Genomic DNA, 23,336 nt, shown 5'->3' on the forward strand with positions numbered 1-23,336 from the left:
CGCGCGCAGGTTTTGGGAGGGGGGGTACCCCGCAAGGGCAATAGGAGGTTGATATGTCTGGTTCACGCGGTCCACTGCCGAAGCCGCTCCCGTTGCGGGTGCTGGAAGGCAATGCGGGAAAACGCCCGCTGGATCTGGCGGCCGGGGTGAACCCCCGCATCGAGATCCCCAGCCCGCCGAAGCACCTGGGCATCGAGGCGAAGAAGGAATGGAAGCGCATCACCCCGCTGCTGGAAGAGCTGGGCCTGATCAGCGGCCTGGACCGGGCGGCGCTTGCGCTGTATTGCCAGGCTGCGGGACGGTTGGCCGAGCTGGAAATGGCCTTCAACGGCAAGGTGCAGGCGAAGGTGGACGGCGGTATGGACTATGCCGATGCCGTGTATGAGGCCAGCTACGCCACCACGCCCAGCGGCTACGCCCAGCAGAGCGTCATCGTGCAACTGATCGGCAAGCACCGCGAGCAGCTCAACCGCTACCTGATGCACTTCGGCCTGAGCCCTGCGGCCCGTGGCCGCGTCCAGGCCAGCAACTACGTGCAGCCCACGCTGCCCGGCATTGATCCCAAACCCGAAACGAAGCCCCAGGGCTTCGCCATGTTCACCAACCCGAACCGATGACCGAATACGTCGAGCGCGCGCAGCAGTACATGCGCGATGTTCTCGGCGGCACGATCCCCTCCTGCAAATGGGTCCGCCTGGCTGTGCAACGCCAGGTGGATGACCTAGCGCGCGAGCCCAGTGAAGACTGGCCCTGGGTGTTCGATGCCGAACGGGCATCGCGCCCGTGCGCCTTCATCGAACTGCTGCCCCACATCAAGGGCAAGTGGGCACGCGAAGGGCGCCGACTGGAGCTGGAGCCCTGGCAGTGCTTCATCCTCACCACCGTCTTCGGGTGGGTGCACCGTGAAACACGGCTGCGCCGGTTTCTGGAGGCCTACGAGGAAGAGGCCCGCAAGAACGGCAAGAGCGCCAAGGGCTCCGGCCTGCTGCTGTTCATGCTAGCCGCCGACGGTGAGCACGGCGCCGAGTGCTACACCGCCGCCACCACCCGCGACCAGGCGCGCATCGTGTTCGATGACGCCAAGGCCATGGCCGAGCGCTCGCCCGGCCTGCGCACGCACCTGGGCGTGGCCATCATGCAGCACAGCCTGACGGTGGCCCACACCAGCAGCAAGGCCGCGCCCCTTGCCGCCGAAGGCAGCACGCTGGACGGCCTGAACGTGCACTTTGCGCTGCTCGATGAGCTGCACGCGCACAAGACGCGGGCGGTGTACGACGTGATCGACAGCGCACGCGGCGCGCGTGAGCAGTCGCTGTTGTGGACCATCACCACGGCGGGCACCGACCGCAGCGGCATCTGCTACGAGCGACGCACGCACGTCACCAAGATCCTCGACCGTGTGGTCCAGGACGAACGGGTGTTCGGCATCATCTACACGCTGGACGATGGTGATGACCACTTCGACCCGGCGGTGTGGATCAAGGCCAACCCCAACCTGGGCAAGTCGGTCCAGCTCGATGAGCTGCAGGCGCAGGCCAGCAAGGCCATGGCTATGCCGAGCGCGCTGTCCAACTTCCTGACCAAGCGCCTGAACGTATGGGTCAGCGGGGAAAGCCCGTGGATGGACATGCGGGCCTGGGAGAAGTGTGCCGACAAGGAACTGCGCATTGAAGCCATCCCGGACGGCGCCAAGGTCTACATGGGCTTGGACCTCGCGCAGAAAAAAGACTTCGCGGCGCTCACGCTGGCCTGGCAAGACCAGGAGACCGGAAAGTGGAACGTGTGCACACGTCTGTACCTGAACGAGCTGGCGATCCAGGAGAGCGGAAACGCCCACCTGGCAGGCTGGGCGCGGCAGGGCTACGTGGTGGTCACAGACGGTGCACTCACCGACTTCGACTGCGTGGCAGACGACATGCGCATGTACTGCCGCCGATTTGACGTGCAGGAGATCGCATTCGATCCGGCCCTGTCCATGTACTTCGCGGGCAAGCTGATCGAGGAAGGCCTGCCGCTGGTCGAGATCGCGCAGCGCGCCATGTTCTTCACCCCGGCACTGATCCAGGTGGAGAACCTGGTGCTGGAGGGCCAGCTGCAGCACGAAGGCAACCCGGTGCTGGCCTGGATGGTCAGCAACTTGGTGGTCAAGCAATCGAAGTTCAACGAGCTGATGCAGCCGACGAAAGAGCGCCCCGAAAACAAGATCGACGGCGTGATCTCCATGCTGATGGCACTGGGCCGAGCACTGGCCAACACCCCCGACGAAGGCGACCGGGACGGATTCTTTTCCGCGCCCGCAGGCATTGGCGCAAAACCAGCAGGTAATCCATGAAGAAACCAACCGCACAACGCCGACAGGGCCGCATCCGCGCAGCCGTCACCGCGCTGTTCGGCGGCGAAGGTGTCAGCGTCAGCGATGTGTCTGGTATAGCTGCCGTGCTCGGGTCTGACAGTGCGACGGGAGTCACGATCAGCCCGCGCACCATGCTGCAGATCTCTGCCGTGTGGGCTTGCGTGCGACTGATCGCCGAGACCATCGCCACCTTGCCGCTCAGCATCTACGAGCGAACAGGGGCCAACGGCAAGCGCCTTGCGCAGCAGCACCCGCTCTACAGCGTGTTGCATGACGTACCCAACCCCGACGCCACGGCGGCGGTGTTTTGGGAGTCCATGGTCTCGGCCATGCTGCTGCGTGGAGCAGGCCGTGCTGAAAAGCTGATCTTCAACGGCCGCCTGGTCGGCTTGGTGTTCCTCAACCCCGACCGGCTCACCCCGCACAAGCGCCAGGGCAATGTGGTGCTGGAGTGGCACTACACCGATGAGAACGGCACGCGCCGCATCATTCCAGCGGCCCGCGTCTGGACTATTCCAGGCTTCTCGCTGGACGGCAAAAACGGTGTCAGCGTTGTGCAGTACGGGGCAACGGTCTTCGGCCAGGCCATCGCTGCCGACAAGGCTGCAGGCAAGGTGTTTCGCAACGGCGCGTTGCAGAACATCTACTACACGTTCAAAGACTTCCTCAAAAAGGAGCAGCGCAACGACTTCCGCGAGAACGTCCTGGGCTTGCTGGAAAAGGGCCAGACCCCGCTGCTGGAAGGCGGCATCGATGTCAAGCCGCTGACCATCAACCCCAAGGACGTGCAGCTGCTGGAGTCCCGAGGGTGGAGTGTCGAAGAGATCTGCCGCTGGTTCCGCACACCGCCCTGGATGGTGGGCCACACCGAGAAGTCCACCAGCTGGGGCAGCGGCATCGAGCAGCAGATGATCGCCTTCCTGATGTTCACGCTCGGTCCATGGCTCAAGCGCATCGAACAGGCAATCAGCAAGGATCTGCTCACACCCGGTGAGCGCACCCGGTACTACCCCAAGTTCGCCGTCGAGGGCCTGCTGCGGGCCGACAGTGCGGGCCGGGCGGCCTTCTACACCGCCATGGTCAACAACGGCATCTTGACCCGCGACGAAGTGCGCGAGCTGGAAGACCGCGACCCGCTGGGCGGCAACGCAGCGGTGCTCACCGTGCAATCCGCCATGACCACCCTGGATGCCCTGGGCCAGGGATCCACCACCGACCAGCAGGCGCGGGCCTCCATCCGCGCCTGGCTGGGCCTTAGCAACGACACCGAGCCGCAGAAAGGCTGACCATGAGCGTGAAAAACCTACCGGCCGCCCCCATGGGCAGGCCGAGCGCCAGCGTGCGCAGCGAAATCCTACCCCGCGCATTCGAGCGCTGGAACCCGGGCCTGCGGGCCGCTGCGGGAGAGGATGAGCAAGACCGCAGCATCAGCGTCTATGACGCCATCGGCTACGACTACTGGACGGGCGAGGGCGTCACTGCCCGGCGCGTTGCGTCGGCCTTGCGCACCCTGGGCGCCGGGCCCGTCACAGTCAACGTCAACAGCCCAGGCGGCGACATGTTCGAAGGCCTCGCCATCTACAACCTGCTGCGCGAGCACAAGGGCGATGTGACCGTCAAGGTGCTGGGCGTCGCGGCATCGGCCGCCAGCATCATCGCCATGGCTGGCGACACCGTGCAGATCGCGCGCGCCGCCTTCTTCATGGTGCACAACAGCTGGGTGGTCGCATCAGGCAACCGCAACGACCTGCGCGAAACCGCCGACTGGCTGGAGCCCTTCGATGCGGCAATGGCCGATATCTACGTGGCGCGCACCGGCGCAGATACCAAGGCTATCGCCAAGCTGATGGATGCGGAGTCGTGGATCGGCGGCAGCGCTGCTGTCGAGCAAGGCTTCGCGGATGAACTGCTGCCGTCCGACCAGGTGGGGCAGGGCGACGCTAAGGCACAGGCCCACGCGGCCCGGCGCCTGGAGGCTGCCCTGCGTGCCAGCGGCATCCCCAAATCTGAGGCCATGCGCCTCATCTCCGAGTTCAAGTCCAGCGCGGGCGATCCCGCTGGCAGCGGTGCGGGCGATCCCACCGAACGCGCTCCGGCCCAACAGGGTGCCGAGGTGCTCTCCGTGCTCCGTGATTTCTCTCTGTCCTAACCCACCACCTGAAAGGTAAACACACCATGCAACGCAAACTTCTCGCGGTCGCTGTGATCGCCCTCTGCGCCTTTTCGATTGGCGCCCAAGCCATGGGGGTCGATGTTGCGGCTCCCATTCACGCCTTCCTGCTGGCCCACCCCGATATCGTCCTGGGCCTGGGCGGCGCCGCCTTCCTGGGCGACACGCAGAACTTCAACCCCACGGAAATCAAGGCTGCGCTCGACAAGATCAGCGGCCAGGTGAAGGAGGCCGGGGAGAAGGCGCTGGCAGAAGCCGCCAAGGGCGTCCAGATGTCCACCGCCAACAAAGAGAAGGTGGACGAAATGCTGATCAAGCAGGGCGAGCTGCAGGCCAACCTGAAGGCAGCGGAGCAAGCCCTCGCACAGCTCCAGGCCAGCGGCAACGGCTCCAATGCACCGCACCAGTCGCTGGGCCAGCGCTTTGTGGAAAGCGAAGACGTGAAGGCCTTCCTGGGCAAGACCACGCCACGCGGCCGCGTCGATATGCCGGTGAAAGCCGCCATCACCAGCCTTACCACCGATGCGGACGGCTCTGCGGGTGACCTGGTGCAAACGACCCGCGTGCCCGGCGTGGTTGGCCTGGCAGAGCGACGCATGACCGTGCGCGACCTGATCTCGCCCGGCACCATGGATGGCAGCTCGCTGGAGTACGTCAAGGAGACAGGCTTCACCAACAACGCAGCGCCCACCGCTGAAGGCGCGAAGAAGCCTGAATCGAGCCTGAAATACGACCTGATCACTACCAACGCCAAGGTGATCGCGCACTTTGTGAAGGCATCGCGCCAGATTCTGAGCGACGCATCGCAGCTGGCAAGCCTTATCGACCACCGCCTGCGTTATGGCCTGGCCTACAAGGAAGAGCTGCAGCTCCTCAACGGCGACGGCACCGGCCAAAACCTGCTGGGCATCATCCCGCAGGCAACCGCCTATGTCGCCCCGCTGACCGTCGCCGATGCTACCCAGATCGACATGTTGCGCCTTGCGCTGCTGCAGGCCGAGCTGGCAGAGTACCCATCCACCGGCATGGTGCTCAACCCTATCGACTGGGCGCGCATCGAGCTGACCAAGGACGACACCGGCCGCTACATCATCGGTAATCCGCAGGGCGTTATCGGCGCCTCGCTGTGGAATCGCCCAGTGGTCACCACCCAGGCCATCGCGGTGGACAAGTTCTTGGCCGGTGCCTTTCAGATGGGCGCGCAGGTGTTCGACCGCTGGCAAGCCCGCGTGGAAGTGGCCACCGAGAACGAAGACGACTTCACCAAGAACCTGGTCGCTATCCTGGCCGAAGAACGTCTCGCCCTGGCGGTGTACCGCCCCGAGGCGTTCATCTACGGTGACTTTGGCCTGGTGGCCTAACGCCTCGGGCGCACCCCGTGCCCGCCTCTCTGTCTCGATCTAGCGCACAACCGCCCTTCGAGACCATTGGCCTCGGCTTCGGCCGAGGCCTTCCCCCCACCGCAAGGAGATCAGCATGTTGATCAAGTTCGTGAAGCCCGACCCACGCGCGGGCGACGTGGTGCGCCTGGACAGCCAGCGCGCCCAGCAGTTCATCGATGCGGGCACCGCCGAGCGGGTGCAGGAGGGCAGCGCAGCGCCTGCACAGGATGCTCCAGCGCCTGATGCCAAAGCGTCCGCACAGCCCAAGGCCCTTGCGCAGCGCAAGGCACCCACGGCGAAGAAGTAAGGCGCGAAGGCATGCCCATTAAACCGACACCGGACGAAGCCATCCAGCGCCTGCGGCTGGATGACAGCCTGGATGGCGATATCGGCAACGCCATCGACCAGGCGCACGCGCAGGCCGTGGCGTTCCTGGACGGCGCGTTGTATGAGGACGACGCAGCCCTTGAGGCTGCTGCCGACATGCGCGGCATCATCTGCACGCCCGACATCATTGCCGCCCAGCTCCTGCTGGTGGACGTGCTGGTCGGCAACAACAGCGCGCAGGACCGCGAGCGCAAAGAGACGGGTGCATTCAACATGCTGCGTATGCACCGGAACATGGGGGCCTGACATGAATTCGCAGGACCTCGACACCCGCATCAACATCGACAGCCTGCAGGTTGCCAAGGGCACATCCGGCGGGATGCAAAAGGCCTGGGTGCTGCACAGAACGGTGTGGGCCAAGCGCATGGACTACTCCGGCGCGGAGCGCAGGGCCTCCAGCGCAGGCGGCGAAGTGGCTGTATCGCGCGTGGAGTTCCTGATACGCCTGCGCGACGACCTGCAGGAAACCATGCGTGTGCGCCACAAGGGAAAAGTTTTCGACATTCAGCACATCAAGCCCCTTGCCAACGCGCGGGGCTGGATGGTGCTGACATGCGACACGGGGGCGAACGATGGCTGACTCCAAGATCCTCGGCATCGGCGAGCTGAGCCAGTCCTTCCAGCAGCTCAAGACCGGCATGGAAACGCGCACCGCCCGCGTGATGGTGGCGGCTGCAGGCGGTGTGGTGCGCGGCAAGGCGCGCGGCATTGCCCAGGCCAAAGGCCTGCGCAAGACCGGCGCCCTGATCAAGAACATCGTCATCAAGCGCGAGCCGCAGGCCCCCGCAGGCACGGCCCAGTACAACCTGGGCGTGCGGCATGGCCGCCAGCTCACCAAGAAGCAAAAGACCAATAGCAAGCTGGCTGTCAACAAGGGCGGCCGCATCGTCAAGCGGTACGAAGACGACCCTTACTACTGGCGCTTCCCCGAGTTCGGCACCAAGAAGCAACAGGCCACACCCTTCCTGCAGCCTGCGCTGGAGCAGGGCAAGGAAGAGGCCATCAGCGCCATGGCCGAACGGCTGGACAAAGAGCACGCAAAGGCAAGCAAGGCATGAGCACCATCCACCAGCTGCTATCTGTGGCCCTGGCGCCAGCGCTCGCCAACACCTGGGCGGTGGAACTGCCGCCCAACCCCACCTGGCCCGCTGCCGTGTTCGATGTGGACAGCAAGCCCGAAGACGCCTGGTGCGCCGGGGGCGGCTACACCCAGCACGATGTCAACCTCATCGTGCTGGCCCGCACTGTGGAGGAGCTGGACGTGCTGCTGCCCCTGGATGGCAGCGGCCCCTTCCGCACCGCGCTGGAGGCTATGCCCGCCTACCAGTACGAAGACGACGCAGGGGATGCTGACTACGAGCCCGACCCCGACATCTTCGCCCGCTACATCTCAGTGCGCCTGCGCACACCCCGCCACTAACCGCAACCCACCACCCCTGGAGCCACCATGGCAAAAAGCACCGCAGCCCCTGCGGCGGCTGGCGCAGCTGCGCCCGTCGCCACCCCCAAGCCCACCAAGCCAGCGCACCACCTGCCCACGCCACCGCGTGCGCGCGATGAGTTCACTGGCCTGGGCGGCACCTACATGCGCGACCCGGCCACCGGCAAGCGCACCCGCGTCCCGCCCCCGGCCGAAGCCGAGGGCGACGACAACACCGCAGCAGCCTAAGCAGCGGCCGTTTCTGAACCCCTCACCTGAAAGGAACCCCCATGGCCAAGTCCATGAAGAAAATGCTGCTGCTGGCAAAGAAAGAAGTCACAGCTGGCACCGACGCTCTCCCCACCGCAGCGGCTAACGCCATCCTGTGCCGCGCCCTCATGCCCGAGCCCATCACAGCCGAGCAGGTGCAGCGCAACCTCATCCGCCCCTACAAGGGCAACAGCGGCAGCCTCACCGTGGGCGAACACCGCAAGTTCACGTTTGAAGTGGAGCTGGCAGGCGCTGGCGCCGCAGGCACAGAACCCAAGTGGGGCCTGCTGCTGGAGGCCTGCGGCTTTGCCGCCACCATCACTGCGGGCACGGATGTGACCTATGACCTGGTGAGCGAAGGCGAGCCAACCCTCACGCTGTACGGCATTCTGGACAAAACCCAGTTCGTCATCACCAACGCCAAGGGCACCGTATCGTTCGAGCTGAATGCCAAGTCCATCCCGGTGATGAAGTTCGAGTTCCTGGGCACCTACACCGCCGCGACCGAGCTGGGCAGCATGCCGGTGGATGCTGACTACAGCGACTTCATCCAGCCCAAGACGGTCGGCAAGGTCAACACGCCCACCTTCAGCTTCCACGGCCTGTCGGCCTGCATGTCGGCCTTCAGCGTCAACCTGGCCAACGCCCTGGCCTGGCGCGAGCTGGTCAACTGCGCAGCGCCCCACAGCCCAGACCGCCAGCCCTCGGGCAGCGTCACCATGGAGATGCCGAGCATCACCACCAAGAACTGGGCCGAGGTTGTGCGCAACAGCACCGTGGGCGCCTGCAGCCTGGTGCATGGCACGGTGGCGGGCAACATCATCGAGCTGGCCATGCCCGCCGTGCAGTGCAAGCCGTTCACGCTGCAGGACGACCAGAGCATTGCCATGATCAACATGCCGTTCGACATCAACCCCGTGGACGGGGACGACGAACTGCAGGTCATCGTCCGCTAACCCAGCCCACCCGTGCACACGCGTGCACACCCCGAAAAAGAGCCACCCATCGCGGTGGCTCTTTTGCTTTCTCCCCCTCTCATTGCACTCACACACCATGTTCATCCTTGCCCCCACCGAAACCTTCAAGGCCACCGTTAAGGTCAATGTCGCCACGCCATCGGGCGGCTGGCGCGAAGAATCCTTCGTCGGCATCTTCAAGCGCTCCAACGAAGACGAGCGCGAGGGGCTGCTGGCCCTCAAGAACACTGATCTGCTGCGCTGTCAGATGGTCGGCTGGGAAATGGTGGACGAAAACCGCGCCCCTGTGGAGTTCAACGAACAGAACTTTGAGGCCTTCCTGCTGCTTACTGGCGCCGTGCGCGAGGCGGCCATCACCTACTGGAACCACAACGTAGGCGCCAAAGCAAAAAACTGATCGAGGCCGCGCGCTGGTGGGCGGGCCTGCGCGATGAGCCACCCGGTGCGTTTGAGCCCGATGACAGCGTGCTGGAGTCCATGGAGGCCATGGGCGCCAGCGCCGCGCAGATCGAGGCCGTCCGCGCTCGCATTGATGCCGCACGCCAGGCTCCCCAGGCAGAGCAAAGCGCCTTCGGCGTGTATGCCGAGAACCTGCCAGTCGTCGCGGCCTTCGTGGCACTTGCGCCCCGATGGCAGCACATTGCCCTGGCACTGCAGCCCTCAGGCTTTTTGGTGCGGCGCACCGGCTTCGACTGGGCAGCGGTAGAGGCCTGGATCGACCGCCACTGCCGCCGCCGCCAGCGCCGCGCGCTGTCCAACGACCTGCAGATCATGGAGCGCGCTGTGCTCGATGCAGACCGCGAACAACTAGAAAAAGAGGAGTAACCCAACATGTCCGCACTCGGCTCCCTGGTGGTCAAACTCGGCCTGGACTATGCCCAATACACTGGCGGGCTCGACAAGTCCGAGCAAGCCGCGCTGGCTGCAGCCAAGAAGATTCAGGACACCTTCGACGGCATGAAGGCCAGGGTGGCCGCCACTGCAGGTGCCATCGCTGGCGGCCTGGCTGCGGGCTTCACCATCGCCGCCTTCAAGGGCATCATCAGCGGCGCCATCGACACCGGCGCCGCGCTCGACGACCTGCGCATGCAGACCGGCGCAACGGTTGAGGCCCTGTCTGGCCTGGTGGCCGTGGGCAAGTTCAACAACATGGGGCCCGAGCAGATCGGCGCCGCCATGAACAAGCTGTCGGCCAACCTGGCCAGCGCCACCGAAGAAGGCAAGGGCGCAGGCAAGGCCCTGGAGGCCCTGGGCATCGACTTTGACAAGTTCAAAATGATGCGCCCCGAGGACCAGATGCAGACCGTGGCCAAGGCCATGGCTGGGTTTGAAGACGGCACCGGCAAGGCCGCCGTGGCCATGGCGCTGTACGGCAAGCAGGGCGCGCAAATGCTGCCCTTCCTGCACGACCTGGCCGATGTGGGCGACCTGCAAGCCAAGGTCAGCACCGAGCAAGCCGCCGCCGCCGCCAACCTGGACGACAACCTGACCCGACTCAGCACCAGTGGTGAGGCCTGGAAGAAGGAATTGGCCAACGGCATGATCCCGGCGCTAGACCTGGGCGCCCAGGCCCTGGTGGACATGATGAACGGCTCGGGAGGCCTGCGCGAAGAAGTGCGCCGCCTGGTGGCTGACGGCAGCATCAAACAGTGGACCACCGACGCCATCAAAGGCCTGAGCTACGTGGCAGACGTGGGCCAGATCGCCTGGCGCGTGCTGCAGTCCATCGGCAAGGGGCTGGGCGGCCTGGCTGCGGCCCTGGTGCAGGCGCTGAGCGGCGACTTCCGCAGCGCGTGGGACACGCTCAAGGCCTCCGGCCAGGACATGATCGATGTGTTCGATGCCCCCACCGTGGGCGCGCGCTTCCGCGAGTCGCTGGACAAGGTGGCCGCATCTGCTGCCGCCACGGGCGATGCCGCAGCCAAGGCACGCCCCAGCTTGGACGGCTTTGCCAACACCACCGACAAGGCAGGCAAGACCGCCAAGGAGGCCAAAGACCCCTTCGACGCGCTGCGCGATTCGGTGGTCAAGGCCACCGCCGCGTACCAGGCCGAGGCCGTTGCAGGCGAAAAGCTCACCGAAGGCCAAAAGAAGGCCATCGATGTGCTGGACCAGCTGCGCTCCGGCAAGGTCAAGGTCACAGAGGCGCAGGCCATCCAGATCGGCAAAGACATCGAGGCCATGCTGGCGGCCGAGGGCGAGAACAAGGCCCGTGAAGAGTTCATCAAGACCGCCGATGCCGAGCGCGCCGCGCGCCTCAAGACCGTGCAGGCCATGGAGCAATCCGCCGCCAGCCTGGAAGAGCAAAACCGCGCCCTGCGCGACGAGATCGAACTGATCGGCCTCACCGATGCGGCGCAGGTGCGCGTGCTGCAGCAGCGCAACGAAGCCATCATCCTGACCAAGGAAGCCACCCTGGCAGAGCTGGAGCGCGCCAGCGCCATCACCGGCACCATGACGCGCGAGCAGATCGCCCTGCAGGCCGAGATTGAGCAACTGCGCGAGCGCAACAGCCTGCTGGGTGCCCGGTACGAAAAAACCGAAGTCGCCAAGGCCGCCCAAGAGGCCGCAGGCGAGTGGACCAAGTTCACCGACAGCATCTACAACGGACTGAGCGACAGCCTGTACCGGGGCTTTGAGGCGGGCAAGGGCTTCTTCAAGTCCTTCTGGGACGGCATCAAAAACACCGCCAAGACCACGGTGCTGAAGTTCGGCGTGCAGGGCATCATGACCGGCGTGTCTGGCTTCCTGGGCCTGGGGAGCAGTGCGGCCGCTGCGGCCACGGGTGGCGCAGCCGCTGTCGGTGGTGCGGGTAACTTGCTGACTGCCGCCTCCCTCGCTGGTAACAGCTCCTTCATGATGGGTTTGTCCGGCGCCTGGGGTGCCGGTGGTGGTCTCATGTCCACCCTCAATGCTGGCACATCGCTGCTGCAGACTGGTACATTGTCCAGTATCACAAGCGGCCTGGGCACCATTGCGGGCGCCCTGGGCCCCATCGCCCTGGGCGTGGGTGCAGTCGTCTCGCTCATCAAGAAGCTGGACGACAGCGGCACCATTCACACCGGCGCGCTGTCGCAATACAGCGCAGCCGGTGGCCTGGCTAACAGCACCACCCATGGCGCCTTCGGCATGGGCTTTGGCGGTGTGGACTACTCGGCAGAAACTGAGAAGTTCACCGGCGCCATGGCCCAGTCCATCGTGCAGATGCTGGACAGCACCGCCACCACCTTCGGCAAGGAGGCCGGGTACAAGGCCGCTACCGCGTTTGCCGACGACACCAGCAAAGATGGCGCCTGGGGTGGCCTGCTGATCAGCAAGCTCGAAGAGACCATCGTCAACTGGGACACCAGCCGCACAAGTCGCTGGGCGCCCAAAGAGTTTGCCGACGGTGCAGCGGGCCGTGACCAGTACCTGGCCGCCGTGGCCGCCGACGTGCGCGTAGCGCTCGAAAGCATCGGCCTGCCCGCCTGGGCCACCGGCATGCTCGACAAGCTGGGGCAGGGCGCCAGCATTGAGCAGCTGGCTGGCGCTGTGGATCAGATCAACGCAGCGAAGGCCGCGTTTGCGAGCTTTGGGCAGTACATGCCCACCTTCGCAGGCCTGGCAGATTCGGCCATCAGCAAGCTGGTGGACGCATCGGGCGGCGCGCAGGCGCTGGCGGGCAACATGGCCACGTTTGTGGACGGCTTCTACACAGACGCTGAAAAGTTGGCCATCAACACGCAAAACGTGAGCGATGCGCTTGCGAAGTTGGGCTTTGAAATGCCCGCCACCCGTGACGAGTTCAAGGCGCTCGTGCAGGCACAGATCGCACTCGGCGATGGCGGTGCGGAAACAACCGCCAAGCTGTTGGCGCTGTCCGGAGCCTTCGCTGCCGTGACCGCAAACACCAGCGCTGCTGAAGACGCTGCCAATGCGGCCGCTACGCTCGCCGCAGCCCGCCGCGCGCAAGAGATCCAGCTCATGGACCTGCTGGGCGAAAGCTCCGCAGCCCTTGCCGCCCGCCGCGCGGATGAACTGGCATCGATGGACCCGCTGCTGCGCGCCACGCAAGGCTACATCTACACGCTGACCGACCTCAACAAGTCTCTGGCCGACAACGCCGCGCAGTTGAAAGGGTTGGAAGACGGCCTGGCAAGCATCACCGGCACTGCTGCGCAGAGCGTGCAGGACGTGCTGAGCAGCCTGATGGAGCGCCTGCAGGGGACGAGGGATTTCCGCTCCAACCTGGGCGGGGCCATCGAATCTGCGCGCCTGTCCACCATGACCGGCGCCGACCAGGTGAGCTACCTCAGGGGTAAGGAAAGCGGTCTGTGGAGCCAGCTTGACACCGCTGCAGACCCGGTGGCCGTTGCAGAAAAACTGCAGCAAACCATCCTGGACCGCATTGGCATTGAGGCGCAGCTGCGCGGCAATGTCGAAAGCACCACGCTGGCAAGCCTGCAGCAGCAGCTCACGGTGGCCCAGTCCCTGCGCAGCGCGGCCGATGGCATGCAGCGCACGGTGGATGGCCTGCGCCTGGGCGGCAGCTCGGCGCTCAGCAGCTATGACCAACTGCAGTATGCAGGCCGTGGGTTTGATGCCGCGTACCAGCGCGCGCTGGCTGGTGATGTCAATGCGTTCAGCGATGTGCAGAGCTACGGCCAGAGCTACGTGCAGCTGGGCCGAGAGAACTACGCGAGCAGCACGGCCAGCGCCGATATCTTCTTCAAGGTGACGGACGCAATGGATCAGCTGGTGGCGCTGGGCATGGGCGCCGATCCGCAGATCACAGCGCTAAACACGCAGATCGACTTGCTCACCAAAGTGGGCACCAACAGCGACCAGCAAAAGTGGGCAGCAGAGCAGCAAGTGATCCAACTCACCGCACTGGACACGCGGCTGGAGCGCGTGCAAGAGCGGCAGACGCAGGCGGTGGAAAAGCAGCTCGCCCTGGCCCAGCAGCAGATTGACGAGCTGCGCAAAACCAACGCGCTGCTGGCCGCACAGATCGAGCAGACCGCGGCGGCAGTGCGTCAGCAGCAAGCCGAGCAGCAAAAGACCAACAGTGAGCTGGCAGCGCTCAAAGACAGTGCCCGCATGGCCGAGGCCACCGCATGACAACGCAGTACATTTTTGTCGCTGAAATCACGCGCGCCGTGGACTCTGCGGGCACCACAGTCACGGCCCTCGCTTGCACGGGCGAGGGCTTTGTGACCAGGCCCACGGATACTCCGGCCAACATGCCCGTGCCGCCCACGCTGATGGACCCCGGCAGCTACCGGCGCGAGATGTTTGCCGGTAATCGCGCCTTTGGCGCCGTGCGCCCCGCATTTGGAAATGTCGAGCTGTATAACGGCGATGGCACGTATGACGGCTGGGTTTCCGATGGCTTTGACGGGCGGGATTTTGTGCTGCGCTGTGGCCCGCTGGGCGGTGCGTACCCTGCCGACTTTGAGACCGTGTTTGTCGCCACCGCCGAGGGCATCACGCTCACAGAAAGCAACGCAGTGCTACGCCTGCGCGACAAGCTCACGCTGCTTGAAAAGCCCATCGTGCGCGCCACGTTTGCGGGCACGGGTGGCGTAGAGGGCGGCAGCGAGTTGACGGGCGTTGCTAAGCAACGATTTTTTGGCACCGCGATGTACCCGCCCCTGCAGCTTATCAATGCTTCGACGCGCGTGTATTTGATGAGCACGGGCCGCAACATCGGCGGAACCTTTGCGGTGTGGGACAACGGCATTCAGCTGACTGCGCAAGCCATGTCTGCGCCCACGATTGCGGACTTTCTGAGCATTGCCTACCAGCCGGACCCTGGCTTTTTTACGATCTGGCCTGGCCCGGACGATGTGTATATCCGCCTGGGCAGCAATCCAGAAGGCGACTTGCGCTGCAGTGCCACCATCGGCAAGCCCAGCGGCACCGCCTGGGCGCTGGCTGATTGGCTTGCCGAGGCGGGCTACAGCGGCACCATCATCGGCTCGCTGCCCAACCTGGGCCACGTAGTCGAGGATGCTGGCACCACATGGCTGGACATGCTCACACACATCGCCCAACACCAGGGTGCGTGGTTTGGTTTTGACCGCTTGGGCCGCTTTGTAGCCAAAGCCTTTGCCGCCCCTGCAGGGTCGCCAGTGATGACGCTCTCGCGCCAAAACTGCCTGAGCATCAAGCGCATGCCGACCGATGGCGACGGCGTGCCCGCCATGCAGCTGAGCATCAACGCAGGCACGGCCTGGAAAAGCTCTCTCGCAGCTGCTGCATCGGTGACCCGTCAGGAGTTCTCCAAAGAGCAGTGGTCCGCGCGCTACACGTACAGCGACTCCGCTGTGCTCGCAAAGCATCCGGCGGCGGGCTCCATCCACATGGACATTGCGCCCCGTATGACCAGCGCGCAGTGGGTAGCCCTGCGCGACAAATACCGCGCCTGGTTCTTTGTTGATCGCTCGCTGATCGTTGCCACTGTGCCGCTCACCAGCGAATCCATGGCACTCGATTTGGGCGACGTTGTGCGCGTGCAGTGGCCGCGTTTCGGGCTCAGCGGCGGCAAAGACTTTGTGATCGTGGCCACACGCTACGACCTGCGCAACCGGCAGATCGAATTCGTTTTGTGGGGATAACACCTTGAGCAACAGCATCATCATCGGCTGGCCCAACCGGGCTCCGTCTGCTGCGTTTTCGGGCGGTGCATGGGCGGCAGGCCTGCCCCTGTCCAACTTGCAAAAGCGTGAGCCGTGGCTGGTGGCACGCAGCAGTAACGCCACGAACGCGGCCACCCAGTTTGCCGCTGACCTGGGCGCGGTGCGCAACCTGCGCACGTTTGCGCTGGGAAATCACAACCTCAGTCTCACCGCGCGGTGGCGTGTGCTGCTGGGCACCACTGCAGGCGCATCGGACGTGTACGACAGCGCCTGGCAGGCCGCGTGGCATTTGAGTTTTGACGGGGACTTGCTGGAGTGGGAGAGCGCCAGCTTTTGGGAAGGCGTGGTGGATGACCCCAGCGCCTACGCCGGGTATCCCTACCTCGCCACACACCTGCTGCCCGAATGGATCAACGCACGCTATGTGACCGTGCTGATTGATGACACCACAAACCCCGATGGGTACGTGCAGATCGGCCAGTTTTTTGTCGGTGGCGGTTTGCAGCCCAAATACAGCGCGAGCTATGGCCTCAAAGATAGCTGGGTTGACAGCACGCAGGTCACTGAGAGCGACAGCGGCTATGCCTTTGCCGACCCCCGCCGCCGCCGCCGTCGCGTGCAGTTTGCCACCGAGCATCTGAGCAAGACCGAGGCCGCTGTGGCGCACGAGCTGCAGCGCAGGCAAGGCGTGTGGGGCGATGTGCTGTGGGTGCCGTATCCGTACAACCAGGCCGAGAGCCAGCGCTACGGTTTCATTGGCCGCATGGCTGAGCTGTCGGCCATTGACTACCCGTACTTCAACACCCGCGCAGTCGGGTGGTCCATCACCGAGATTTGACATGACAAACATCGTAGCCAACGGCAACGCATACAGCGACGACGGCAGCAGCAGCCGAGACATGCAGGGGGGCGGGTTTCGGCAGTGGCTGCTGCCCATGTTGGGTGACGTAATGCAGCAGGCGGGCGATGGCTCAAGCGCTGCGACCGATGCCGCAGACGCCGCAGCGCTATCCGCATCAACGGCGTCGAGCGCTGCCATTGCGGCTCAAGAAGCCCTGGACGCCATTGCGCTCATCGGCAACGGCTGGACGCCCGTGCCTCGCATTGCAGTTGACGGCGCCCGCTACGTGCTCGAAATCTACGACTGGACTGGCGGGCTTGGGCCAAAACCAACAACTGGTTTTCTGGCTGCGTCCGGGCTTGTGCCAAACGTTGCCGATGGCCTCAATTTTCGCGGGGCTGTGGCCTATGCTGACTTGACCGGCAAACCCACATTGGGCACTGCAGCCGCGCTCAACGTGCCCGCAACTCCGGCAACTGAGGCGGCGGCTGGTGAGGTTGTGCGCGGCGATGACCCGCGTCTGAGTGGCACTCTCAACGTAGCCACGCTGCCGCGCGAAGCTCGAACATCCAACACGATGATTGTTGTGGGCGACCAAGGCAAGCTGATCGACTTTACGACCGGTGGTTTCACGCAGACTTTTGCGGCGTGCGCGACGCTGGCCAACGGCTTTACGGTCTGGCTGCGCAACAGCAGCACGACGGAAGTCCTGCTGGACCCTAACGGGTCGGAAACCATCGACGGGTACGCCAGCTTTTACATGTACCCCGGCGAAGTGCGGCAGGTCTACTGCGATGGTTCTGTGTTGCGGTCGTTTGTCATCACGCCGTTCGTTGTCTCAAAGCGGACGTCGTTCACGTTGTCGAGCATGCCGCCCGGCTACAGCCTCTACGGCTACGACCTGCTGGGCGGCAGCGGGGGTGGCGGCGGGGGCGGCTCTGGTGCGCGTCGGCTCACAACCGCAGGGGCCGCATCGGGTGCATCTGGTGGTGGTTCTGGGTCTGCTGCAGGGCGCCAATACGGCACGCTGCCAGCGCGTGACTTTGTCGGCCTGTCCATCGGCATCACCGTGGGCGCTGCGGGCCTCGGTAGTGATCCTGGTGTGACAGCAGCAGGGACGACGAACACGAACGGCACGCAAGGCACGGCAGGCACGAACGGCGGTGCAACGACGCTTGTTTTGCCCATCTCGCTCACTACATATCCGGCCTCAAACGGCGGCTTGGGCGGTGCATTTGGGCGTGGTGGAACATACGCCAGTTCCGGCACTGTAACGGGCGGAACATCAGCAAATGGCGGTGCTGCGCCAAACATCGTCCCGCCCAGCCCCGCCATTATCGACGCCCTTGGAGTCGTTGCGGCAGGGCTCGCAGGCAACGCATCGGCAGCTGCCCCATCGTCTACCGCAGGCGACGCAGTTGCAGGCGTTGGCACCGTGGGCGGCGCTGCACCGACTCCTGACGGCCTGCGGCCAATCCCTGCGGGCAAGGGCGGCGACGGGGCTGCAGCAACTACCGGCACGGGCACATCATCAAGCGGCACGCGCGGCGAGGATGGGCAGGCTGGGCGCGGCATTTTGTGGGGGATTTTGTAATGGCACGTTACTCAATGATCGTGGCCGGGCGCGTAGCAGATCACGTCGAAGCAGAGCCGGATTACGCATCCTCCCAGGGCTGGGTGCCTGCGCTCAACTCGCGCCCAGGTGATCTGTGGGATGGCGAAAACTACACGCCCGGCACGTCCAACCAGTTTGCACTGGACGAGGCGCGCTACAAAAAGCGCGCGGCGGTCAAGGACGAGCTGCTGGCGTACATGGCCGCAGACAACATGAGCCGTGTGCGCGCGCAGCAGTGGACCGTGCAGGACCTCACGGGACTGGTTGCAGACCCTGCGATCAAAGCTGCGATGGACTTCATGGGGACGCTCAGTTTTGAGTTAGCGGCCCAGGCAATAGCTACGGCCTCCACGCCACTGCTGACACCTGCGATCCGCGCCGACTGGATCGCGCGGCTGCAGGCACATTTCTATCTTGAGGGCTGAGCATGCAAGCCGCGTTTTACAGAGGCACGCGCCCCGGTCTGCAGGGCCTCTACAGCCGCGCCGTGCGCGCTATTGATCGCGGCCCGTACTCGCACTGCGAGCTGGTGTTCAGCGACGGCCTGAGCGCATCGGCAAGCTGGGTAGATGGCGGTGTGCGGTTCAAGGACATCGACTACAGCCAGCACCCTGAGCATTGGGACTTCATGGCCCTGCCGGGCGAGCTGGAGGACTACGCCCGCAGCTGGTTCGAGTTCAACATGGGCTTGCCCTACGACCTGGCGGGCAATGTGCGCTTCGTGCTGCCATGGGTGCGCGACAGCGACACCGGCTGGTTCTGCAGCGAGGCCTTCGGCGCCGCACTGCGGTGGCGTGAGCCCTGGCGCAACGGGCCCAATGGGGCCGCCGCGCTTGTGCTCACCATGTACCCACAGCAACCCGCCCTGGCGGGTTTTTTTACGCCCGGAGACTCGCCCTGATGCCAGAGCCCACCACCACTGCCGCCGGTGTGCTCACCGTGGCCACGGCCACCGCCACCAGCACCATGATCACCGCGTTTGGTGTGTCGCTTGGTCTGCGCGTCGATGTGCTGATCGCGGGCTTTGCCGGTGCCCTGGTGGCCATCATTCTGCTGAACGCAGTGCCGGGCAGCAGCGACACCTGGCGCGAGCTGCTGCGCACCACCATGCGCCGCATGTTCGTGGCCTTTGCCAGCAGCTTGACGGCGGGCTACCTGGCGCCCCTGGCCCTGCTGGCGGCGCAGCTGCCCGACAGCCTGCTGCTGGGCGGTGCCTTTGCCGTGGGGGGCGGGGCGCAGCAGGTGCTTGTGTTTGCCATCAAGCGCATCAGCGGCCAGGCGCAGCCCGCCCCACAGCCTCCAGGTGGAGGGGCCACACCATGACCATCACCCTGTCTGCCTTCACCGCCCTGGCGCTGGTGCATTGGCTGTCGGGCATCGTCGTCTTGGCCGAGGCCCTGAACAAGCTGGAGCGCACGGCGCCCTGCAGGCGCGGGCTTGCACCGCGCGAGCGCGCTACCGAATGGCTCAAGGCCATCGCATGGGCCTTGCTGGCCGCAGGCGGTGCCGGGGCCTTCATCACGCCACTACTACCGCTGGAACGGCCCACGCTGCAGGATGCCTGCGTGCTGCTGGGCTTTGCGGTGCTCATCGTTCGTACACGCGTCAAGGAGGGCTAGCACATGCAGCTCACGCAACACTTCACCCTGGCCGAGCTGACGGCCAGCAGCAAGGCCCGCCAGCTGGGGCTGGACAACACGCCACCGCCAGAGATCGTGCCGCGCCTGGTGCTCACAGCCGAGATGCTGGAGCGCATCCGCAGCACGCTGAATGCGCCCGTCATCGTGACCAGCGGCTACCGTGGGCGCCAGCTCAACGCGGCTGTGGGCGGAGTCACCAGCAGCGACCACACCCAGGGCCACGCGGCCGACATAGTGGCACCTGGCTACGGCACCCCCACGCAGATCGCGCGCTGCCTGGCGCCGCTGGTGTCGGTGCTGGGCATCGGCCAGTTGATCCTGGAGGGCGTCAAGGGCAAGCAGTGGGTGCATGTCAGCACCCGCGTGCCCGACAAGCCCGCAAACCGCGTAATCACCATCACGGACCAGGGCGCCCAGCTGGGCATTCAGGAGTTGTCATGATCCCGCTGCCCTCTATCACCCCCATGATGGTTGTGCTGGCGATCAGCCTTGCCGCAAACGCTGGCTTGGGCTGGGCCTACCTGGGCCAGCGCGACGAAACCACGGCTGCCGCAGGGCAGCGCGACCAGGCGCGGGCAGATGCCACCGCCTGTAGCGATGCGGCGCAGGATCTGCGTGACCTGGCAGACAAGCGCAAGGCTGCGGCCGCACCGGCACGCGCGGCCGCCGCGTCCACCGCGCAGGGCCTGCAGCAGCGCGCCGACTACACCCTGGGCCTGCAGCCCAAGGTGCCGGGCGATATGTGCGCCAGCATGCAGGCGCTGGGCGACGAATGGCTGCAGGGGAGGGACCGCAAATGAATGGAACATTTTTGAAAAAGCACCAGGTGCTTTTTGTTCCAACGCTGGCCGCAGCCTTGCTGGGCGCGGGTTGCGCTGGAACACCTCAGTACACACGTGTGAACGTGCCCGTTCCAGTGGAGTGCAAGGAGGTGGTGCCCGACCGGCCCCCCATGCCCACCGAGACGCTGGCGCCTGGTGCTGCGCCCTGGATGCTGCTGCGCGCAGCCCTGGCTGAAATCGACCGCCGCGAGGCCTACGAGATCCAGATGCGCGCGGCCCTGGTGGCCTGCACTGCGCCTATTGAGGCGGCGCCATGACTGTGCACACGCATGCACAGCAGGGCGCCCGCCCTGGCCTCGGCCGCAAGGCCGTCAAACGGATGGATGAGCGCCGGCGGCGAGACCAGCGCGATGAGCAGCAGCGAGTGCTGGAGAAAGCGCTGCGTTACGCCATCCCGCGAAACGATGAGGGGCCACCGCCTCGCATCGACTGAAAAAAGAACAAGGCGACCGAGAGGGTGTTGGAGCACCCCCACGGCCACCTGACCCACTGAAGTACCCAGTAAGTCAAGCCAAGGCCCTGCCCACCTGTACAGGCGGGGCGAGTGTAAACGACGAACCTGGAGCCCTATGGCAACCCCAATCATCCCGTGGCTCGGTGGCAAGCGCCGCCTGGCCGATATCCTGATCCCGCGCTTTCCGGCGCATAGCTGTTACGTCGAGGTCTTTGCTGGCGGTGCGGCGCTTTACTTCCTGCGCCCACCGGCTGACGTTGAAGTGATCAACGACGTCAACGGCGAGCTGGTCAACCTGTACCGTGTGGTGCAGCGGCACCTTGAGGAGTTCGTGCGCCAGTTCAAATGGGCGCTGAGCAGCCGCGAGGTGTTCAAGTGGCTGCAGATCACCCGCCCCGAGACCCTGACCGATATCGAGCGGGCGGCCCGGTTCTACTACCTGCAGCACCAGGCCTTCGGCGGTCGTGTTCAGGGCCAGACCTGGGGCACGGCCACCACCACACCGGCGCCTACGGTCAACCTTCTGCGCTTGGAGGAAGACCTGAGCGCGGCCCATATGCGGCTGCACGGGGCCTACATCGAGCGGCTGGACTGGCAAGACTGCATCAAGCGCTACGACCGCGCTCACACCCTGTTTTACATGGACCCGCCCTACTGGGAAACCGAGGGCTACGGCGTGCCGTTTGAGTGGAGCCAGTACGTAGACATGGCGCGTCTGATGCGCGAGATCAAGGGCAAGGCCGTGCTCAGCATCAACGACCACCCAGCCATCCGCGAGTGTTTCGCGGGCTTCCAGATGGACACGGTGCCCATCACCTATCAGGTGGCCGGGGGCGGCAAGGGGGCTGATCGCACAGAGCTGATCATTTACAGCTGGGACCGTGAAGCGGAGCCGGTGCAATTGTTCTAACAAAAAGCCGCCCCAAGGGGCGGCTTAGTGGCTCAACGCCTCAGATCAAATTGTCTTGACCTGGCAATGAGCGGCAGTGTTCGCACACATGTTCGACGCGGCCAAGCCGGAAGCGAACGTATGGATTCACGTGCACACTCTTGGGGTACATGCAGGTTGGCATGACTAAATCCCTATAAATGTGTTTTTTCATTTTGGGAATCTTGTCCTGTGCCTCCACAGCCCGTAAACTGTGGATGTCCGACCAAAGACATGGCTAGGGGATTACCTCGAACCCGAATCAAGCCTCCAGCTCATAACTGGAGGTTTTTTTCGTTGTGGGTGCCGTAGTGGCGCCTCCTTGCGTTTTGACATTCCTAAACAGCCCATGTTACGGCTGGGAACTGTTGCTTGTGCGCACTATATATGGTGTGTAGAGGCGGTTCAATACACTACCGGTAGTGTACCGTCGTGATGTGGATCGAAAACCGAAACAGCATGTGCGCAAGAGCACTGCTGCCATTTGTAGGTCGGCCCTTGGCTGCTTGATTTGCCTGCTTTTCGTATGGAAAATCGAGTGCTGGTGCGGCTTTCGAGCGGCTTTTGCTCTGTTCCCCGCATGGGTGCTGGTTATCAAAAACTGTGCGAATGCACAAGAAAAAAACGAACTGTATGAGTTTGGTCACGATGGAATCGACGTGGCACTATTTGATGTATTCGTCCGTCTGACTGGGTCGGCGTTAGAACGGGGCTGAAGACTCCACGACTTCAACTGGTCCAATTCCCCGATAGAGCACCTCACCCGTGTGCTTCACGGTCACCATCCAGCGGTCGGGCTCTACCTGCTCAACCCTATAGGCCGCAGCCTCGAGTGGCAGAACCAGCTCATCGGGCAAACCGCCGTACCACGTCGGAGTGCGCAGCAGGGTGGGGTAGAGAATGGGGCCGTTCATGGTGCTGGCTCCACAGTGACGGGGCCACGCCCCTTGTAGACAATGCGGTGCGGGCTGGTAGCAGTCGAAGTCACCGTCCAGATGTCATCAGCCTCGCTGATCTGATACAGCGCGGCCTCTTGGGGTAGTGGTACGAACTCATCCTCCTGTGGCACGGTCTTTGGCCGATGGAGCCGGGACAAGCGCACTGGCGCCGACCCTATACCTCGGGACACCAGATCGATGTTGGCCTGGTCAATCTCGCAAGGTTGGTCACGGATGAGAACCTCTTCCCTGGTGTTGTCCAGTCGCACCGCGTCGGGCGATGCCTTGCGGGCCTGCTCCTCAGTCATCTTGATGCTCGACGTGACCATGCGCCCGCCCCACTTGTACCGCCAGGAGTAGCGGACTTCAATTTTCATGCTGCTCTCCAAAACGCTGGAAAAGCATACAGTGTTTCTATTTCACCCGTCCAGCGGTTGGCCGCGTGCGAAAATGGGGCTATCGTGGCGCTGAGAGGTAGCGCCTTAGAAGAAACGGTCCC

The 23,336-nt window shown here is 64.4% G+C and carries 29 protein-coding genes; 27 read left to right on the top strand and 2 right to left on the bottom strand.

Translation table 11 applies throughout. From position 1 onward, the window contains the following. Window positions 1–53 precede the first annotated feature (53 nt). The 27 genes from ACODSM_RS15040 to ACODSM_RS15170 all read left to right on the top strand — a co-directional run bounded on the left by ACODSM_RS15040 (window position 54) and on the right by ACODSM_RS15170 (window position 21,881). Window positions 54–617: a phage terminase small subunit P27 family gene (locus ACODSM_RS15040; protein WP_488805834.1), complete on the top strand. Its 564-nt coding sequence runs from the start codon at window positions 54–56 to the stop codon at window positions 615–617. Beyond that, window positions 614–2,332 carry a terminase large subunit gene (locus ACODSM_RS15045; protein WP_488805835.1) on the top strand — a complete coding sequence of 573 codons (1,719 nt, stop codon included), beginning with the start codon at window positions 614–616 and terminating at the stop codon, window positions 2,330–2,332. Before ACODSM_RS15040 ends, ACODSM_RS15045 begins: the two co-directional genes overlap by 4 nt. Beyond that, on the top strand, window positions 2,329–3,639 hold the full coding sequence (locus ACODSM_RS15050; protein WP_488805836.1) for a phage portal protein: 1,311 nt from the start codon (window positions 2,329–2,331) through the stop codon (window positions 3,637–3,639). Before ACODSM_RS15045 ends, ACODSM_RS15050 begins: the two co-directional genes overlap by 4 nt. A gap of 2 nt (window positions 3,640–3,641) precedes the next feature. Next, entirely contained in the window at window positions 3,642–4,502 is an 861-nt protein-coding gene (locus ACODSM_RS15055) for a head maturation protease, ClpP-related (protein ID WP_488805837.1), read from the top strand. 26 nt (window positions 4,503–4,528) lie between these two features. Next, window positions 4,529–5,884 carry a phage major capsid protein gene (locus tag ACODSM_RS15060; RefSeq protein WP_488805838.1) on the top strand — a complete coding sequence of 452 codons (1,356 nt, stop codon included), beginning with the start codon at window positions 4,529–4,531 and terminating at the stop codon, window positions 5,882–5,884. 115 nt (window positions 5,885–5,999) lie between these two features. Continuing rightward, complete coding sequence (locus tag ACODSM_RS15065; RefSeq protein ID WP_488805839.1) at window positions 6,000–6,212, top strand: hypothetical protein; 213 nt, start codon at window positions 6,000–6,002, stop codon at window positions 6,210–6,212. An 11-nt stretch (window positions 6,213–6,223) separates the two neighbouring features. After that, complete coding sequence (locus tag ACODSM_RS15070) at window positions 6,224–6,538, top strand: hypothetical protein (RefSeq protein WP_488805840.1); 315 nt, start codon at window positions 6,224–6,226, stop codon at window positions 6,536–6,538. 1 nt (window position 6,539) lies between these two features. Beyond that, window positions 6,540–6,872, top strand: a complete 333-nt coding sequence (locus ACODSM_RS15075) for a phage head closure protein (protein WP_488805841.1) — start codon at window positions 6,540–6,542, stop codon at window positions 6,870–6,872. Next, a complete protein-coding gene (locus tag ACODSM_RS15080) occupies window positions 6,865–7,350 on the top strand; it encodes an HK97-gp10 family putative phage morphogenesis protein (protein ID WP_488805842.1) in 486 nt (161 codons plus the stop codon). Before ACODSM_RS15075 ends, ACODSM_RS15080 begins: the two co-directional genes overlap by 8 nt. Continuing rightward, window positions 7,347–7,712, top strand: a complete 366-nt coding sequence (locus ACODSM_RS15085) for a hypothetical protein (protein ID WP_488805843.1) — start codon at window positions 7,347–7,349, stop codon at window positions 7,710–7,712. Before ACODSM_RS15080 ends, ACODSM_RS15085 begins: the two co-directional genes overlap by 4 nt. Window positions 7,713–7,739: 27 nt before the next feature. Next, a complete protein-coding gene (locus ACODSM_RS15090; RefSeq protein WP_488805844.1) occupies window positions 7,740–7,961 on the top strand; it encodes a hypothetical protein in 222 nt (73 codons plus the stop codon). Between the two features lie 41 nt (window positions 7,962–8,002). Next, a complete protein-coding gene (locus ACODSM_RS15095) occupies window positions 8,003–8,938 on the top strand; it encodes a phage tail tube protein (protein ID WP_488805845.1) in 936 nt (311 codons plus the stop codon). 97 nt (window positions 8,939–9,035) lie between these two features. Next, on the top strand, window positions 9,036–9,356 hold the full coding sequence (locus ACODSM_RS15100) for a hypothetical protein (protein ID WP_488805846.1): 321 nt from the start codon (window positions 9,036–9,038) through the stop codon (window positions 9,354–9,356). Between the two features lie 68 nt (window positions 9,357–9,424). Then, window positions 9,425–9,784, top strand: a complete 360-nt coding sequence (locus ACODSM_RS15105) for a hypothetical protein (RefSeq protein ID WP_488805847.1) — start codon at window positions 9,425–9,427, stop codon at window positions 9,782–9,784. Window positions 9,785–9,790: 6 nt separating this feature from the next. After that, window positions 9,791–14,059: a hypothetical protein gene (locus ACODSM_RS15110; RefSeq protein WP_488805848.1), complete on the top strand. Its 4,269-nt coding sequence runs from the start codon at window positions 9,791–9,793 to the stop codon at window positions 14,057–14,059. Further along, complete coding sequence (locus tag ACODSM_RS15115; RefSeq protein ID WP_488805849.1) at window positions 14,056–15,558, top strand: hypothetical protein; 1,503 nt, start codon at window positions 14,056–14,058, stop codon at window positions 15,556–15,558. The genes ACODSM_RS15110 and ACODSM_RS15115 overlap by 4 nt, the downstream gene beginning before the upstream one ends. A gap of 4 nt (window positions 15,559–15,562) precedes the next feature. After that, window positions 15,563–16,417, top strand: a complete 855-nt coding sequence (locus ACODSM_RS15120) for a hypothetical protein (protein WP_488805850.1) — start codon at window positions 15,563–15,565, stop codon at window positions 16,415–16,417. Between the two features lies 1 nt (window position 16,418). Next, window positions 16,419–18,014: a hypothetical protein gene (locus ACODSM_RS15125; protein WP_488805851.1), complete on the top strand. Its 1,596-nt coding sequence runs from the start codon at window positions 16,419–16,421 to the stop codon at window positions 18,012–18,014. After that, complete coding sequence (locus ACODSM_RS15130) at window positions 18,014–18,460, top strand: hypothetical protein (protein ID WP_488805852.1); 447 nt, start codon at window positions 18,014–18,016, stop codon at window positions 18,458–18,460. The genes ACODSM_RS15125 and ACODSM_RS15130 overlap by 1 nt, the downstream gene beginning before the upstream one ends. A gap of 2 nt (window positions 18,461–18,462) precedes the next feature. Then, the gene (locus ACODSM_RS15135; RefSeq protein ID WP_488805853.1) at window positions 18,463–18,936 is read left to right on the top strand and encodes a hypothetical protein; all 474 of its coding nucleotides are present in this window, start codon (window positions 18,463–18,465) and stop codon (window positions 18,934–18,936) included. Beyond that, a complete protein-coding gene (locus ACODSM_RS15140; RefSeq protein WP_488805854.1) occupies window positions 18,936–19,358 on the top strand; it encodes a hypothetical protein in 423 nt (140 codons plus the stop codon). Before ACODSM_RS15135 ends, ACODSM_RS15140 begins: the two co-directional genes overlap by 1 nt. After that, window positions 19,355–19,654: a hypothetical protein gene (locus tag ACODSM_RS15145; RefSeq protein ID WP_488805855.1), complete on the top strand. Its 300-nt coding sequence runs from the start codon at window positions 19,355–19,357 to the stop codon at window positions 19,652–19,654. Before ACODSM_RS15140 ends, ACODSM_RS15145 begins: the two co-directional genes overlap by 4 nt. 3 nt (window positions 19,655–19,657) lie before the next feature. Further along, window positions 19,658–20,116, top strand: a complete 459-nt coding sequence (locus ACODSM_RS15150) for a D-Ala-D-Ala carboxypeptidase family metallohydrolase (RefSeq protein WP_488805856.1) — start codon at window positions 19,658–19,660, stop codon at window positions 20,114–20,116. Then, the gene (locus ACODSM_RS15155) at window positions 20,113–20,475 is read left to right on the top strand and encodes a hypothetical protein (RefSeq protein WP_488805857.1); all 363 of its coding nucleotides are present in this window, start codon (window positions 20,113–20,115) and stop codon (window positions 20,473–20,475) included. The genes ACODSM_RS15150 and ACODSM_RS15155 overlap by 4 nt, the downstream gene beginning before the upstream one ends. After that, window positions 20,472–20,774, top strand: a complete 303-nt coding sequence (locus ACODSM_RS15160) for a hypothetical protein (protein WP_488805858.1) — start codon at window positions 20,472–20,474, stop codon at window positions 20,772–20,774. The genes ACODSM_RS15155 and ACODSM_RS15160 overlap by 4 nt, the downstream gene beginning before the upstream one ends. After that, the gene (locus ACODSM_RS15165) at window positions 20,771–20,950 is read left to right on the top strand and encodes a hypothetical protein (protein ID WP_488805859.1); all 180 of its coding nucleotides are present in this window, start codon (window positions 20,771–20,773) and stop codon (window positions 20,948–20,950) included. The genes ACODSM_RS15160 and ACODSM_RS15165 overlap by 4 nt, the downstream gene beginning before the upstream one ends. A 136-nt stretch (window positions 20,951–21,086) precedes the next feature. After that, window positions 21,087–21,881, top strand: a complete 795-nt coding sequence (locus ACODSM_RS15170; protein ID WP_488805860.1) for a DNA adenine methylase — start codon at window positions 21,087–21,089, stop codon at window positions 21,879–21,881. 719 nt (window positions 21,882–22,600) lie between these two features. Here the strand turns inward: ACODSM_RS15170 and ACODSM_RS15175 are convergent. Both ACODSM_RS15175 and ACODSM_RS15180 read right to left on the bottom strand, forming a co-directional pair. Next, window positions 22,601–22,813 (bottom strand): hypothetical protein, encoded by a 213-nt coding sequence (locus ACODSM_RS15175; protein ID WP_488805861.1) that lies wholly within the window; start codon window positions 22,811–22,813, stop codon window positions 22,601–22,603. Next, window positions 22,810–23,214: a hypothetical protein gene (locus tag ACODSM_RS15180; protein ID WP_488805862.1), complete on the bottom strand. Its 405-nt coding sequence runs from the start codon at window positions 23,212–23,214 to the stop codon at window positions 22,810–22,812. The genes ACODSM_RS15175 and ACODSM_RS15180 overlap by 4 nt, the downstream gene beginning before the upstream one ends. Window positions 23,215–23,336: the final 122 nt, after the last annotated feature.

The sequence above is a fragment of the Acidovorax sp. FG42 genome, assembly GCF_057809195.1.